The 15,101-nt window shown below is 65.8% G+C and carries 12 protein-coding genes and 1 tRNA gene; 4 read left to right on the top strand and 9 right to left on the bottom strand.

All coding sequences use genetic code 11. The features are described from left to right. Positions 1 to 22 precede the first annotated feature (22 nt). Both DL240_RS09900 and DL240_RS20705 read right to left on the bottom strand, forming a co-directional pair. A complete protein-coding gene (locus DL240_RS09900; RefSeq protein WP_111729733.1) occupies positions 23 to 1,687 on the bottom strand; it encodes an OmpA family protein in 1,665 nt (554 codons plus the stop codon). After that, the gene (locus tag DL240_RS20705) at positions 1,684 to 1,809 is read right to left on the bottom strand and encodes a hypothetical protein (protein ID WP_283808354.1); all 126 of its coding nucleotides are present in this window, start codon (positions 1,807 to 1,809) and stop codon (positions 1,684 to 1,686) included. The genes DL240_RS09900 and DL240_RS20705 overlap by 4 nt, the downstream gene beginning before the upstream one ends. Before the next feature lie 55 nt (positions 1,810 to 1,864). Between DL240_RS20705 and DL240_RS09905 the strand changes: the two genes are divergently transcribed. After that, positions 1,865 to 1,937: transfer RNA gene (locus DL240_RS09905), tRNA-Thr, on the top strand. 124 nt (positions 1,938 to 2,061) lie between these two features. Here DL240_RS09905 and DL240_RS09910 read toward each other — a convergent pair. Then, positions 2,062 to 3,222 (bottom strand): SAM-dependent methyltransferase, encoded by a 1,161-nt coding sequence (locus DL240_RS09910; RefSeq protein ID WP_146618223.1) that lies wholly within the window; start codon positions 3,220 to 3,222, stop codon positions 2,062 to 2,064. 177 nt (positions 3,223 to 3,399) lie between these two features. Here DL240_RS09910 and DL240_RS09915 point away from each other — a divergent pair, with 177 nt between their 5' ends. Continuing rightward, the gene (locus DL240_RS09915; protein WP_111729735.1) at positions 3,400 to 4,062 is read left to right on the top strand and encodes a hypothetical protein; all 663 of its coding nucleotides are present in this window, start codon (positions 3,400 to 3,402) and stop codon (positions 4,060 to 4,062) included. A 4-nt stretch (positions 4,063 to 4,066) separates the two neighbouring features. Here DL240_RS09915 and DL240_RS09920 read toward each other — a convergent pair whose 3' ends face one another. Continuing rightward, positions 4,067 to 4,573 carry a hypothetical protein gene (locus tag DL240_RS09920; protein WP_111729736.1) on the bottom strand — a complete coding sequence of 169 codons (507 nt, stop codon included), beginning with the start codon at positions 4,571 to 4,573 and terminating at the stop codon, positions 4,067 to 4,069. Positions 4,574 to 4,765: 192 nt separating this feature from the next. Here DL240_RS09920 and DL240_RS09925 point away from each other — a divergent pair, with 192 nt between their 5' ends. Next, on the top strand, positions 4,766 to 5,863 hold the full coding sequence (locus tag DL240_RS09925) for a hypothetical protein (RefSeq protein ID WP_111729737.1): 1,098 nt from the start codon (positions 4,766 to 4,768) through the stop codon (positions 5,861 to 5,863). A gap of 130 nt (positions 5,864 to 5,993) precedes the next feature. Here DL240_RS09925 and DL240_RS09930 read toward each other — a convergent pair whose 3' ends face one another. The 3 genes from DL240_RS09930 to DL240_RS09940 form a co-directional block, all read right to left on the bottom strand. After that, positions 5,994 to 9,461: a pyruvate carboxylase gene (locus DL240_RS09930; protein WP_111729738.1), complete on the bottom strand. Its 3,468-nt coding sequence runs from the start codon at positions 9,459 to 9,461 to the stop codon at positions 5,994 to 5,996. Positions 9,462 to 10,163: 702 nt separating this feature from the next. Further along, positions 10,164 to 11,333, bottom strand: a complete 1,170-nt coding sequence (locus DL240_RS09935; protein ID WP_111729739.1) for a pyridoxal phosphate-dependent aminotransferase — start codon at positions 11,331 to 11,333, stop codon at positions 10,164 to 10,166. 8 nt (positions 11,334 to 11,341) lie between these two features. Further along, complete coding sequence (locus DL240_RS09940) at positions 11,342 to 12,373, bottom strand: M42 family metallopeptidase (protein ID WP_111729740.1); 1,032 nt, start codon at positions 12,371 to 12,373, stop codon at positions 11,342 to 11,344. A gap of 227 nt (positions 12,374 to 12,600) precedes the next feature. Here DL240_RS09940 and DL240_RS20710 point away from each other — a divergent pair, with 227 nt between their 5' ends. After that, a complete protein-coding gene (locus DL240_RS20710; RefSeq protein WP_283808355.1) occupies positions 12,601 to 12,732 on the top strand; it encodes a hypothetical protein in 132 nt (43 codons plus the stop codon). 86 nt (positions 12,733 to 12,818) lie between these two features. Here DL240_RS20710 and DL240_RS09945 read toward each other — a convergent pair whose 3' ends face one another. Together DL240_RS09945 and DL240_RS09950 are read right to left on the bottom strand one after the other, a co-directional pair. Beyond that, positions 12,819 to 13,469 carry a CDP-alcohol phosphatidyltransferase family protein gene (locus DL240_RS09945; protein WP_111729741.1) on the bottom strand — a complete coding sequence of 217 codons (651 nt, stop codon included), beginning with the start codon at positions 13,467 to 13,469 and terminating at the stop codon, positions 12,819 to 12,821. After that, positions 13,466 to 14,959 (bottom strand): hypothetical protein, encoded by a 1,494-nt coding sequence (locus tag DL240_RS09950; RefSeq protein WP_111729742.1) that lies wholly within the window; start codon positions 14,957 to 14,959, stop codon positions 13,466 to 13,468. Before DL240_RS09950 ends, DL240_RS09945 begins: the two co-directional genes overlap by 4 nt. Positions 14,960 to 15,101: the final 142 nt, after the last annotated feature.

The following is a 15,101-nucleotide window of genomic DNA, read 5'->3' on the forward strand; positions in this document are numbered from 1 at the left end:
TCAGGGCTCCGGGGCGCGCTCTTTAAGGCGCCCGCGACGGCCCCCCTTCGTCGCCCTGCTCCAGAATCCTAAACTCCACTCGCCGGTTGGCGGCGTGAGCCTCGTCGGTGTCGCTCTCATCCAAGAGCTGCCCGGATCCGTAGCCCCGGGCCACGATCCGGGAGGCGTCCACCCCCTGCGAGACCAGGTACTCGCGCACCGCCTTGGCCCGCTCCTCGGAGAGCATCTCGTTGTACTCGGCATCCCCGCGGCGGTCGGTATGCCCGGCCACCTCCAGAAGCAAAATATCGGGGTTGGTCCGCAGAATCAGCGCCACCTGATCCAGCAGCTCAAACGAGGCCTCCACGATCACGGCCTTATCCGTCTGGAAAAACACCTTGTCGAGAATGCGAATCGCGTTGTCTTCACGCACCGCCTTTTGCACCGGCGGCGGGCAGCCCTGATGGGTGCGCAGCCCGGGCACCTCGGGACAGCGATCGTCCAGGTCGAGCACCCCATCCTCATCCACATCGTCCTCGGGGCAGCCATCGCCGGCGCCCAGTCCGTCGAAATCAGCCGCTTCGGTGGGGCAGGCATCCTCAGCATCCAGGATGCCGTCGCCATCCTGATCGAGCAGCGGGCAGCCCTGCGCATCGACCGCCCCGGTCCAGTCCGCGGCCAGACTCTCGCAGCCCTGCGGCGCCACGAGGGCGCAGCCCTGCTCGTCGCGGGGCCCCTGATAATCGGGAGGCGTCTGTACCGCGCACGCTGGCGGCCGGGCCGCCGCGCGCTCCGGCGCCCCGTCCGGACGCCAGCTCAACCCTACCAGGCCGCGCTGCGCCGCGCTTCCCACGCCGCTCACCAGACCACCACCGCCGGCCAGGGTCACCGAGAGGTGCTCGGTGAGTGCCCAGCGCACCCCGACCAGGGCCTCCAGCGGCGACGTGGTGATCGCGGGGTCCACCAGCACCGACGCGCCAAAAAGCTCAGCCCCCACAAAGAGCACATCGGCCACCGCTTCCAGCTCCGCCCCCACCCCGTAGGTGAGCCCGGGTCCGATGCGCAGATCATGCACCTCTTTCACCCCTTGCAGGCGAGCTCCCAGGTTGGCCGAAAGCACCAGCGGACCGGCCGGCGAGTCGATCCGATAGTCCGCCAACACCTCGGGATGGGCGCTCACGGCCCCGGCGCCTCGATAGGCCAGCGCATCTCCGGTGGGCAGACTCAGCCCAAACCCTGCGCCGAGCCCGAACCTCCCCCCCGCCAGCCTCAGAATCTGCGCCTTGCCCCGCAGCGTCAGGTCCCCCACGCCGGCACCCGCCAGCGAGGCGCCTTCATAGCTGCCCCGGGTGCTGAAGATGACCGGCAGCCCCAACTCCACCTGATAGCGATCGCCGAAGCCCAGGCCTCCCAGAAGATGTCCGGTGATCTGCTGATCGATCACCGGCTCGCGGGAGCCATCTTCATACTCCAGCACCAGCGGATCGTTGGCCCACCCCAGCATCCACGCGCCATAGGGCTGAAGATGCCCGGCGCTCGCGGCGCTATCGACCGAAAACACCGCCCCGGGGCTCACCACCGGGGCAAAGGTCTGAGCATCAAACCCGCTTCTCTCCTGCGCCGACGCCGAAGCGGCCAGCGTTGTTATCACCACCACACCCACCGCGCTCATCGCGCAGCGCTCGGCCCACGTTACCCACATCGTCATCTTCCCACTCCCACATCCAGCCGGCACCACAGGCCCCGAGCCCCCGGACTCACCAGGCCTGCCGCGCCCACACGAAAAAGCATCAAAAAAGGGGCTACCAGGGTCAGGGCATCTTTTCGCATCGTCACCTCTTGACGTCCACCCCCAACTTGTATAGACACAGTGCCGCTTGAGCGTGCCAACGTAGCTCAGCTGGTAGAGCAGCTCACTCGTAATGAGCAGGTCACCGGTTCAAGTCCGGTCGTTGGCTTAAAAGAGCGTCAAGACATACTCGCTTCTTGAAGTTCCCTCCCAGGGATTAAAAAAGTGAGCTAAAGCCAAAGAGGCTCCCCAACGGGGAGCCTCTTTGGTTTCTTGCTCTTGGCTTTTGAGGCTCAAGCCTCGGCGCGCACCGCCTCGTAGACCTCCAGCATCCACTGGTAGATCGCCTCGTCGCCGGGGGTCTGGCCGCTGGCCTCGGCTCCGGCGCGTCGCACGCCTTCGATCAGCTTGCGCAAGGGCTTGTGGAAATCATCGTCCACCGTCCAGAACATCGCGGTCAGACGCGAGACATCGCCGTGGGGCTCACGGGTGTAGCTGACCACCCGATCCAGATCGGCGCCTCGCCCCATGGCATCGACGCCGCGCAGCATCTCCTCGACCTCGGTCTTAAAGGCCTGAACCACCGGATGATCGCCGGCCAACTCCGCCCGATCACTCGTGCCCAGCGCCAGCCGCGCGCTAAAGCGCGCGGTCTCCAGGCCCTGGCCGGGCCGGTAGCGCACATGCACGCTCAGGGTCTGCCCGGCCTCCACCACCACATCTTCTTTAAAGGGCGCCAGAATCGGCCCCCCGGCCTGCTCGGAGCTGATCAGCGCTACCCCGGGCACCAGCTCGACCATCGAGCTCAGACGGAGCCCGCTGGCCACCCCGCCGAGCAGCGCGTGAATGAAGATCGTATCATCAATCCCATCCTGCGCCCGGGCCGCCGACGCGAACTCCGTGGTTAAAAAATGCTTCGACTCGCTCAAGATCGCCACCGGCTCCCCGGGACGACTCAGCCGGGCGGCCCGCACCTCCAGGCCCCCGGCGCCGGTGGGCACGTGAGCCAACTCCATCAACTGGGCCACTCGCCAGGGGATCAGCTGCCCGCCAGATTTGAGCACCGCGCCGGCCAGGTGGGCCAGCACCGCGGCGTCCGGGCCCTCCAACATCCAGGTCGATACCGGCAGGTACATCACCACATCGGCGCGTTGCCCCAGAGTGACCTCGGTCAGCCCGGCCTGCACCACCTCGACCTTGGCCGCCAGCCCCTGACGCGCGGCGGCTTCGCCTGCCAGCTGGCAGCCGGCCTCGTCCTCCAGGATCACCACCACCGACGCCGCCCCGGAGGCCGCCTCGACCATGTAGCTGGCCGCCTGCCACCCCGCTAACGCCACGCGCTCCTTGCCGGTCAACACCTCGCCAAAGGCCCGTACCACCGACCCTCGTCGATGCGGATCCAGTGCCGCAGAGAGCTGGGTTGATTCTACCGCTTGATTCGCCGTCGAACTCATCACCGCCTCCAGTCTGTTGTCGTGTGAACGTCTCGTTGACCTTCTACCACCCGGCCATCCACCCCGGCAAATCGGCCCGAGAGCCCGGGCCGCCGGCACAAAGTTTGTCAAAGCCCGGCCCCTGTGCTACTCCCAACCCTCGTTAAATTCGACCTTTGGCCAGCGCTGCGCGCACCCATGATCAAGGACTTGAGCGCCATGCCCTTCTCTGCCAGACCTCTCTTTAGCCCCCTCACCATCGCCGCGCTCGTCGTTCTGAGCCTCAACGTTCTGGCCTGTCGCGCTGACGACACCATCAAGCAGGGCAACGATGGCGAGTTCTGCAACGGCGCCGATGACGACTGCCGCGCCCCCCTGGTCTGCGAAGACTTCGTCTGCCGCAGCCCCCTGGGCGTAGAAGGGCTGGATTGCCGCACGATGTGCGAAAAGCTCGAGACCTGTGAGGCTGCCGAATCCGACTGCCGCCCGCGCTGCGAGAACACCATCCGCCAGTGGAGCCTGGACGCCGTCGAGCAATTCGGACGGTGCATCGTCGAAGACCTCACCTGTGAAGAGGCCCGCGAAGCCGACGCCCCGCAGACCTGCTACGTGCGCCTGGACCTTCCCCTTGATCGCCAGATGCGCTGCGACGCCTTCATCGACGCCCATGGCGAGTGCCTCCCCGGCGAATCCACCGAGCCCCTGCGCCAGGCCTGCTACCGCATGGCCCGCACCCGCAGCGATGTCTTCTGGGAGTACTCCGACGCCTGCGCCGAGCGCATCGAAGAAGGTGTCTGCGAGGATATCACCGCCTGCCTCGATCAAGTCTTCGAGCTCGGCGACACCTCCCCGGCGCCCTGAGCCTTCAGAGCACCGATTCCAGCGCTTCGACCTTCTTTAAAAGGCCCGGATCATCGGAGACCACCTTCAGGGTCCCGAGCCGGGCCTTTATTGCGACCCCTCGCTTGATCCCCTTGCGTGCCTGCAGATCCAGCAGGTGATCGAGCACCCCGTGCAGGGTGCGCTCGCGGGGGTGATCCAGCGCCTTGATCAGCACCTCCTCATCATCGGGCCAGGGGTGGCCGGCGGCCACAAAGGCGTTGATCGCCTTGACCAGCGCCGGCAACTCCTCGATCTGGCGCAGCTCGGCCACGGCCTGCTGATAGGCCGCCCCGGGGCTGCCCTCCTCGGGGGCCAGCCCCTCGGCCAACTTCTCAAAACGCTCGGGGGTTTTGGCCCCGGACGTAAAAAACTTCTCCAGATCGGCCTTATACGCCGCCGCGGACTTGCGGTCGCGCTCGGCGCTGCGGCCTGAGGCGCGCTTGTTCTGCGTGTACTTACTGCCTCGACTGTACTTTCGATCATCGCTCATAGGGGGCTCCCGAAGACCTGTCTTCATGAAATGAGGTAAACCTGCCGCGTTGATGAATACCGCGAGCAGGTCGGCGTCTCAACGATGCGACCGGGAAACTTAAGCAACTTCGCCCCGGACGTAGCATCTCCTCCTCTTGTGCCGCGGGCCGTCAGGGCGGCCCGCGGCGCAGCAAAACTCTCGGAGTTCATCATGAAACGCCCTCCTGCTGCCCGCTTCTCCCCGATCGTGACCGCCATGATGGTGCTGGCCTCGCTCTTCTTCTCGACGAGCGCCTCGGCTCAGTCCCGCGGCTTTGACGTGCGTCTGGACACCCTCCAGGTCGAGCGCGACCGCGGCCAGCTCTTCATCACCTACCAGGTCGATTCGCGAGATTGGCGGGCGTTGCAGCGGGCGAACATCCAGCCGCGCCTCAACGTCTACCTGCCCGAAGGCCGTAACCGCTCCTTTGAATTCGTGCAGGCCCTGCGCCTGGACTCCCCCCGCGGCCAGGCCACGCTGAATGTGGGCCGCCGCGCCAACGCCTCGCACATCGAGTTGCGCATGGTCGGCACGCAGGGGCGCAACACCATCACCACCATCCGCACCGGCCGGTTGCGCCCGGCCCAGACCCTGCGCCTGCCCATCCGGGAACTCGACCGTCCCAATCGCCCCGACCGCCCCAATCGCCCCGACCGCCCCAATCGCCCCGACCGTCCCAACCGCCCCAATCGGCCCGACCGTCCCAATCGCCCCGACCGCCCCCACCGGCCCGGCAACCCTTCTCCGGACGATCGCTGCAATCGTGACCACCACCACGACTCCTCGTGCAGCGGCGGCCACAACGATCACCACCACGACCACCATGGCCCGAACTGCGGCTGCGATGACTGGGACCACGACCGCCCCAACCGCCCCAACCGCCCCAACCGCCCCGGTGCCAACCGCGCCGAGATCATCAACGCCTGCGGCGAACACAGCCGCTTCTCCAGCGGAGTCTCCCGCTGCGTGGAGCTCGCCAGTGAGATTCGCCCCCGCAACGCCGTGGCCACCATCAAGGCCTGCGGTGAAGCCACCACCTTCTCCGGCGATTTTGAGCATTGCCTGAGCACCGCCGCCGACTTCCGCACGCGCCCGGCTCCGGCCATCCGCGCCTGCGACCAGGCCACCACCTTCTCCAGTGACTTCCGCAGCTGCGTCTCCACCGCGGCCACCTTCCGCAGCGCCCCGGCGCCGGTCATTCGCGCCTGTGGCAACAGCACCCGCTTCTCCAGCGACTTCCAGCGCTGCCTGGACGCCAGCGGCGCCTGAGCCCTTCCCGGCTCGCCACGATGGCCAGCCGGGAGCCCAACTCGCCATAAAAAAGCCTCGCCAGAACCCGGCGAGGCTTTTTTTATGGGCACGGCGCCGGCCGGCGAAACCGGCCGGCGCGCCCGGGGGCTCAGGCAGGCTCGATGATCACCACCCGCTCCCCGGCCCCTACTGAATCGCCTTCCCGAACCTCAATGGCCATAACCTGGCCATCGACCGGGCTGGTGATCGTGGTCTCCATCTTCATCGCCTCCGTCGACAGGAGCGTATCGCCCCGGCTGACCCGATCGCCGACGGCGACCGCAATGGTGAGCACTTTACCCTGCATCGGCGCCCCCACCTCCCCGGGGTTGGCCCGGTCGGCCAGAGGCCGCGCGCTGGAGCTGAGTTCGGCCGAGGCATCAAGTATCGCCACGTCCCGGGGCTGGCCGTTGAGCTCAAAATACACCCGGCGCGTGCCCTCGGCCTGCACATCGCTGATCGCGATGAGCTTGATCACCAGGGTCTTGCCCTCCTCGATCTCCACCATCGTCTCCTCCCCGACTTCCATGCCGTAGAGGAAGGGCACCGTCTCCAGGATGCGGTACTCCCCGAACTCCTCGATGGTGCGCGCGTACCCCGCAAATACCTTGGGATAGAGCGCGTAGCTGATCGCTTCGCGACGCGTAGGCGCGCGCCCCAGAAGCTCCTGCAGCTCCTCGTCTTTGGCCTCCCAGTCGTAGTCGGGCATCCCCTCACCAGCGCGCCCGCTGAGCGCCTGGCGCCCTTTGAGCACGATCGACTGGAGCTTCTCGGGGAAGCCCCCGTAGGGCTGCCCCACCTTGCCGTAAAAGAAGTCGATGACCGACTGCGGAAAATCGATCTCCTCGCCGCGCTCGGCCATCGCGTAGATCGCCTCAAAGCTCAGATCGTTCTGCACCAGGAACATGGCAAAATCGGCCACCACCTTGCTCGTGGGCGTAACCTTCACGATGTTGCCCAGCTCCTGATTCACCCGCTGGTAGGTATGCTTGACCTCGGGCCAGCGCTCTCCCAGCCCCAGCTGAATCGCCCGCGGACGCAGGTTGGAATACTGCCCGCCCGGGATCTCGTGGTTGTAGACGTCGGTCGTCGACGACTTCAGTCCCGACTCAAAGGGGTAGTAGAGCTCGCGCAAGAGCTCCCAGTGCTCCGAGAGGCCCTCCAGCGCTGTGGCATCGAGATCGGGACGGCGCGCCTGACCATCGAGCGCGCTCACCACCGCGTTGAGCGAGGGCTGGCTGGTCAACCCGGCCATCGAGCTCAACGCGCAATCGATCACATCCACGCCGGCCTCGGCCGCCATCAGGTACATCGCCACCCCGTTGCCCGAGGTGTCGTGGGTGTGCAGGTGAATCGGCAGATCCACCGCCTCTTTGAGCGCCTCCACCAGCACCCGGGCCGAGTAGGGTTTGAGCAACCCGGCCATGTCTTTGATGTTGAGGATATGCGCCCCCCGACGCGCCAGCTCCCGGGCCAGGTCGGTGTAGTAGTTCAGCGTGTACTTGGTCTCATCCGGGTCGAGTACGTCGCCGGTGTAGCAGATCGAGGCCTCCACGATCTTGCCCGCCCGGGCGACCTCCTCCATCGCCAACTCCATATTCGGCACGTAGTTAAGCGCATCGAAGACCCGGAAGACATCCACCCCGGCGCTTGCGGCTTCCTGGACAAAGGCCCGCACCACGTTATCCGGATAATTGGTGTAGCCCACCGCGTTGGCCCCCCGGAGCAGCATCTGAAAGAGCGCCCCGGGAATCGCCTGACGCATCCGCGCCAGACGCTCCCAGGGGTCCTCCTGCAAAAACCTCATGCACACATCAAAGGTCGCGCCTCCCCACATCTCATACGAGAAGAGCCCCGGGAGCGCGTGCGCGGTGGCCGGCGCGATCTCCAGCAGGTCGTTGGTGCGCACCCGGGTGGCCAAAAGCGACTGGTGCGCGTCACGAAAGGTCGTGTCGGTGACCAGCAGGGCCTCCTGGTTGCGGATCCACTTGCTCAACCCCTCGGCGCCCTCCTGCTCAAAGACCGCGTAGGCCGGACTCACCGGCGGCCGACCTTTGACCCGGGGCGCCCGGGGCACGATCAGCGGCCGGGGGCGCTCAAAGCCAGTCGCGCTCCCCGGGGGGCCGTTGACCGTAATATCGCCCAGCGCCCGCAACGCCTTGGTCCCCCGGTCGCGCCGCGTGGGGTAGACAAAGAGCTCGGGCGTCTCGTCGATAAAGCGCGTGTGGGTCTCCCCGCTCAAGAAGTGCTCGTGGCGCACCACTCGCTGCAAGAAGGGCAGGTTGGTCTTGACCCCGCGAATCCGAAACTCCGCCAGGCTGCGATCCAGCCGGCGCGCCGCCTCGCCAAGGTCCTGACCCCAGGCCGAGACCTTCACCAGCATCGAGTCGTAATAAGGCAACACCTCCGAGCCCGAGCCCCCCACCCCGGCGTCCAGGCGGATGCCGTGGCCGGCCGCCGAGCGGTAGGTGATGATGCGTCCGGAGTCCGGCGCAAACCCCCGCTCCGGATCCTCGGTGGTCACCCGGGCCTGGATCGCCTGCCCCCGACACTCAATCGAATCCTGCCCCTCAATGCCGATGGCCGCATCGCTCAGACGCGCCCCCTCGGCCACCCGGATCATCGCCTGAATTAAGTCGCGGCCGGTGATCATCTCGGTGACCGTATGCTCGACCTGAATCCGGGTGTTCACCTCAATGAAGTACACCTCGAACTCGCCATCGCGCTCCTCAACCAGAAACTCCACGGTGCCCGCGCTGCTGTAGCCCACCTCCTGAGCCAGGCGCAGGCTGTAGGCGTAGAGCTTCTCGCGCACCTCCGGGCTTAGGTTGGGCGCCGGCGCCAGCTCCACGATCTTCTGCATGCGGCGCTGCACCGAGCAGTCCCGCTCAAAGAGGTGCACCACGTTGCCGTGGGTGTCGCCCAAGAGCTGCACCTCAATATGGCGCGGGTTCACCACGTAGCGCTCCAGAAAGACCGCCGGGCTGCCAAAGGCCGCCTGCGACTCGCTGCGCGCCGCGCGCAGCGCTTCCAGCAGCTCCCCCTCCTCATGCACCACGCGCATCCCACGCCCGCCCCCGCCGTGGGCCGCCTTCACCAGCAGCGGGTAGCCGATCGCCTGCGCCGCCTCCAGGGCCTCCTCCTCCGTGGCAATCGCCCCCTCGCTCCCGGGCACCACCGGGACCCCGGCTCGCCGCGCCACCGCGCGCGCGGCCAGCTTGTCGCCCAGCGCCCGCATCACCTCCGGAGGCGGACCGATCCACATCAACCCGGCCTCGATCACCTTCTGGGCAAAGTCGGCGTTCTCGCTCAAAAATCCGTACCCCGGGTGGATCGCGTCCACCCCCTTGGCCAGCGCCAGCTCAATGATGGCATCCCCATCCAGGTAGGCCTCCACCGGCTTGCCGGGCTCCCCGATCGCGTAGGCCCGGTCGGCCTTGTAGCGGTGGATCGCCAGACGATCCTCCCGGCTGTAGATCGCCGTGGTGGCGATTCCCATCTCGGTACATGCCCTGAATATCCGCACCGCGATCTCGCCACGGTTTGCCGCCAACACATTCCGGATCTCTTTTGCCATATCCGCCACAACCTCATTTAAAGGTGTCCATTCCACCGGGGTCTGCCCGGGCCTAATGCCTTTCACGAAGTGCCCGTCCACCATAGCCCGACCGACGCATCGCGTCATGCCCCCAACCCTCGTCACCCACACGCCCCCGGCGAGGGGTTATCTGAATGTTTGATCAGAACTCAGCCCCCTTACCTCCCGATCTCGACAGCCAGATCGCCCACTCAGACCCCTTACCGGCCACTCTGAGCACCTCAGAGCCGCTACTCAGACCCCTTACCTCTCGATCTCGACAGCCAGATCGCCTACTCAGCCCCCTTAGCTCCCCTTCTGTTCGAAACAGATCCTCTACTCAGCCCCCTTACCTCTCGATCTCGACAGCCAGATCGCCTGCTCAGACCCCTTACCTGCCACACTGAGCACCTCAGAGCCGCTACTCAGACCCCTTACCTCTCGATCTCGACAGCCAGATCGCCCACTCAGACCCCTTACCTCTCGATCTCGACAGCCAGATCGCCAGCTCAGGCCCCTTACCGGCGATTCTGAGCACCTCAGAGCCGCGCCTCAGGCCCCTTACCGGCCCTGCTGCCCACCCCGACCCGGCAACTTAGCCTCCCCAACGCCTCCTCCGCCCCGGCCATCATCAAAAAGGGCGAGCCCGAAGGCTCGCCCTTTTCGTCACGTACTGTGGTCTCGCAGCGTGGGGGGTGCGCGTTAGCGAAACACCTGCATGCGCTCAGCGGCCTCTTCGACCACCTCGCGGGGCTGAGCCACGCAGAAACGCACCAGGTCGCGGCCGCCATCGCTGGCAAAGAAGGCCGAACCGGCCACCGAGGCCACGCCGGCCTTTTCCAGGATATGCATCGCGGAGGCCCGGGCGTCGTGGAGCCCGAAGCGGCTCACGTCGGTGAGAATGTAGTACGAGCCCTCGGGCACGTGCGGGGTCAGCCCGGCCCGGGTCAACGCCTCACAGAAGAGATCGCGGTTGGCTTTGTATTTGGTGCGAATCTCATCGAAATAATCGTCGCCGATCACCTTCAGCGCGCGGGCCAGGCCGTGCTGCAGGGGCGTGGGCGCGCAGATGTAGAAGAGATCGTTGACCAGGCCAATGGGCTCGGCCAGATGCGCCGGTGCGGCCACGTAGCCCAGGCGCCAGCCGGTGATGGCAAAGGTCTTGGAGAACCCGGACATCGTGATCGTGCGCTCGAACATCCCCGGGAGCGTGGCCAGGCTGATGTGCTCCTGACCGTCGTACACCAGGTACTCGTAGATCTCGTCGGTGATGGCCAAAAGGTCGTGGGCTTTGCAGAAGTCGGCGATGAGCGTGAGCTCCTCGCGACCAAAGACCTTGCCGCTGGGGTTGCCCGGGGTATTGACCAGGATCGCCCGGGTGCGATCGCTGCGCAGACGCTCCAGGTCCTCGGGGTCAAAGGTCCAGTCGGGCGCCTGCATCGTCACCACTTTCGGCACGCATCCGGCCACGCGAATCGCGTTGACGTGATAGCCGTAGAAGGGCTCAAAGACGATGATCTCATCGCCCGGGTTAAAGAGCCCCTGCAAGGTGCAGACAAAGGCGCCGGCCGAGCCGATCGTGGTCACGATCTCGGTCTCCGGATCGACCTGAAGATTGTTGTAATGCGCCAGCTTCTCGGCCACGGCCTGGCGCACCTCATCGACCCCATCGAAGCGACTGTAGGTGCTCAGATCTTCGCGCACCGCCTGCGCCGCCGCCTCCAGCAGCGCCGGCGGCGAGGGCAAGGGGCAGACGCCCTGCCCCAGGTTAATGCCTCCCAGGCGGGTGCACTCCCGGGTCATCGCCCGGATCTCGGACTGCTCCAAAAAACCGATGCGTTCGCTGCGAACATCCTGCGTCGTCTTCGACATCAACTGGCTCACTGGCTGAGGTAGGCCGTCAGAAGATCCAGGGTCGCGCGCAGGTCGCCCTTATGGATCATCTCGGTCACGGTGTGGATGTAACGGGTGGGCACGCTCAGCGCGATGGAGCGGCTGCCGGCGCGCGCGCGCTGCATGGCACCGGCGTCGGTGCCGCCCATCGGGAGCACTTCGTACTGGTGGGTGATGCCTTCTTTCTCGGCCAGGTCCACGAAGGTATCCACCAGCCCCTTATCGCTGATGGCGTACCCGTCGAGGATCTTGATCGCCACGCCCTTGCCCATCTCGGTGATCTGCTCCTCCCCGGGCACCCCGGGGGTATCGACGGCCAGGGTGGTGTCGATGGCGATCGAGATGTCGGGCTCGATGGCGTAGCTACTGGTGATCGCTCCGCGCAGGCCGATCTCTTCCTGCACCGTGAAGACCACGTACACATCGTACTTATCGCTGGCCTGCAGGCGCTCCAGCAGGCGCACCCCTACCCAGCAGGCCACCCGGTTATCCAGGCATTTGCCCGTGGCCATCTCGCCAAGCTCGGTGAACTCCTGCACCAGCGTGACCGGGTCGCCCGGGCGGATCTTGGTGGTGACCGTCTCCTTATCCAGACCAGTGTCGACAAAGAACTCCGACATCTTGGGGATCTTGGTGCGGTCTTCGGGAGCGGCGATATGAATGGGGCGACCGCCCGGGTTCATCACGCCCTCGATGAGCTCGCCATCGCGGGTCTGAATGCGCACGCGGCGCGCGAAGAGGTTGCGGTTGTCGAACCCGCCGGCGTTGTGGATGCGGATGAAGCCCTTGTCGTCGATCAGGCGCACGTAGAAGGCGATCTCGTCCATGTGGCAGGCGATCATCACCTTCTTCACGTCGGTGGCGCCTTCGGCCGGCTTCTTGCGGCAGATCAGGTTGCCCATGGCGTCGGTGTGGATCTCATCGGCCAGGCCCTTCACCTTGGACTCGATGAACTCACGCACCAGTTCTTCACGACCCGGCGCACCGGGCATCTCCGACAACACTTTCAACAGATCCATGGGGGGCCTCGTTTTTCTCGAGAGTCTCAAGCTTGAAAAGGGCGCTCACCGCCGGGGAGCGCTCACGCAGGGCGGGTTGTACTACCGGCGGTGGTGCACGACAAGCGCGCCGAATTGCCACAGGCGTAGATGTGGGTTTTTGCTTTACATTCGGGCCGGGGCTGGCAAAGATGCCGCCGTTTTAGCAAGGCACCCCACGACGACCCGATTAGATTGAGGAGCAAAGCATGGCTGAGAATCACGACGAGCACGAGGGCCCCATCCACCAGGCGCCCTGGGTCCCGGTGGTCACCGTGGGCATTTGCCTGGGTGTGGCGGCGATCCTTCTGATCTCGAAGTACCTGGCCCACGCTGCGTAAGCTGCCCGCACCGGGTCTCTTTAATAAAAAAGCCGCGTCCCCTTGTAAGGGACGCGGCTTTTTTTATGCGCCTGGCGAGCCGGCGCTCAGCCGATTTTCTTGATGCGCAGGTGGGTGCTGATCATGGCGCTCCCGCTGAGCCCGAAGATCAGCACCAGGGGATGAAAGCCCCACCCCAGCAGCTCGATGGATCCGCCCCAGAGGCTGGCGCCGACCGCCCCGCGATCAAAGGCCACCGCCATCACCAGCACCAGCACCAGGCTGGTCGGGATGGGGGTGCCCTCGTAATAGGGCACCTTGCCGGTGCCCTGGCTCAGGGCGTCGGCGGTCACGTTGTAGCGGGCCAGACGGGCGATGCCGCAGACCACGAAGTAGATCAGCACCACCGTATCCCAGCCCCCGCGCATGCCCAGGGTGTAGGCCAGCACGGCCGGGGCCACGCCAAAGGAGACCACATCGGCCAGCGAGTCGAGATCGGCACCCAACGCCGAGTGCTTGCGCCGCCAGCGGGCCACCGCCCCGTCGAACACATCGAAGACCAGCGCCAGGGGCAAGAGCCCGAACGCCCACCACACGTAGATATCGAGCTTTTCATCGAGGTAGTTCAGGCAACAGAAGATCGCTGCGACTCCGCAGGCGGCGTTGGCTATCGTGATGAAATCGGCCAGCGCAAAGGAGCGCAGCATCTCAAAACGTCTGGGCCGGGTCAGCTCCCCGGACTCGTCCCGCTGGCTCATCGGGCCCCCACCGTGGCGCTCTCTTCGAGCGACTCCCAGTCAAACTCCACCATGGAGCTGCCGCCGAGTTCGCGCGCGAGCTTACGATCGAACTCCAGCATCTCGGCATCGGCCATGCTCAGGGTCTCCTCATCCGAGGAGAAGATGGTCTGCCCGAAGACCAGCTCCTGCTCGGCGCTTCGCCGGGCCCGCTCGGCGGCGGCCAGCTGTTCGGCCACGCGGGGGAAGAGGTAGAGGGTACGCCCGTCGTCCTCCACGCGAATGTCGCCCTCAAAGTCGGCAAAGACCCGGTCGCCCCGGGGGTGGGTCTCAAAGATCTGGGCGTCGACCGGCCGGGCGACCCCGTCTTGGGAGCTGGCCAGGTAGACGGCTTCGATGAGTTCGCGACGCTCGTTCTCTTTCTGCGCGCGCTTGAGCTTGCGGCCCCGGGAGAAGCGGCGCATCAGCGGAATCGCAAAGAAGAACAGGCTGAAGAGCGTGGGGATGACTCCCAGGGCCAGCGAAAGCCCGACGCCCAGCTGGCTGGCGCCGCTCAAAAAGAAGAGGCCCATCAGCAGGTTGAAGCCGTTAAAGATCGAGATCCACACGTTGGTGGAGGTGGTATTTCCGGTCAGCGGCGGGACCTGGACCCGGCGCTTCCAGATCGGCCCGGGAACCGGGCCGCGCTCCTGGGCGCCGGCCTCGCTGCTCACCCGCAGGTCGTCGAAGCGGTAGACCAGCGTGCCGTCGTCGGCCACGTCGATGTCGCCGCGAAAGCGCATCGTGGCGGCGGTCAGTGCCTGATCGGCCTGCTCCAGGCTCAGACCGGTGCGCGAGGCCCAGTCCGCGGCGGTGATCCGCCCCTGGCGCGCGCGCACAAAACGCGCAAACGCCCGCTCCGCCCCCAGCTCATCGCGCTCAATCTCGGGGCCAAACACGTACTGAAAGATGCGCTTATAAAGGGGCACCTCCGGACGCTGGACCTGACGCCGGGGCCGACGCCGCCGGCGCCCCCCGCCGAAGTCGCCGCTGAACCAGCTCACCCAGAAGACCGTCTCCAGAATGCGGGCGATCAGGTAGATGGGCAGCATGAAGACATCGCCCATATCGTCGTTATCCTGCGACGAAGCCGCGGCGATCCCGGCGATCGCAAAGGCGATGAGCAGCAAAATGAAGGTCGCCGTGTAGCCGACCAGCACCACCATGATCGAGACTTTAAAGATCCACGTGAATACCGCCCAGGCGCGCTTCTTAAACTCATACCAGCGCCGTCCCTTCTGATACCCACGGGCCTTTAACGCCGGATCAAAGCGGTAGAGAAGGTTGCCATCGTCATCGACATCCAGATGACTCTGGTAGATCTCGAGCATATGGCGCATCGCCAGCTCGGTCTCTTCGTAGGGCAGACCGGTGTCGGTGGCGATATCACCGACGGTGGCCTGGCCACCGCGCTTCTTGAGCGCGCCTAAGATGCGGTCTTCGTTTTGGAACGCGCGGGTTGCTTGCGCCATGCGTCTACGCCTTTACTGTCAGTGGCCGCCGGGCGCGGCCTTGGGGAAACCGACCGCCCCGGCAGGCGGCGAGGAGGGGCCGGCACATCAAACATATCGGGGAGCTCGAACCTTCCACCGGGAGCGCGTCCCGGGTGGGGTA

Source organism: Lujinxingia litoralis, from assembly GCF_003260125.1.
In the GTDB taxonomy this organism is placed as follows: Bacteria; Myxococcota_A; Bradymonadia; order Bradymonadales; family Bradymonadaceae; genus Lujinxingia; species Lujinxingia litoralis.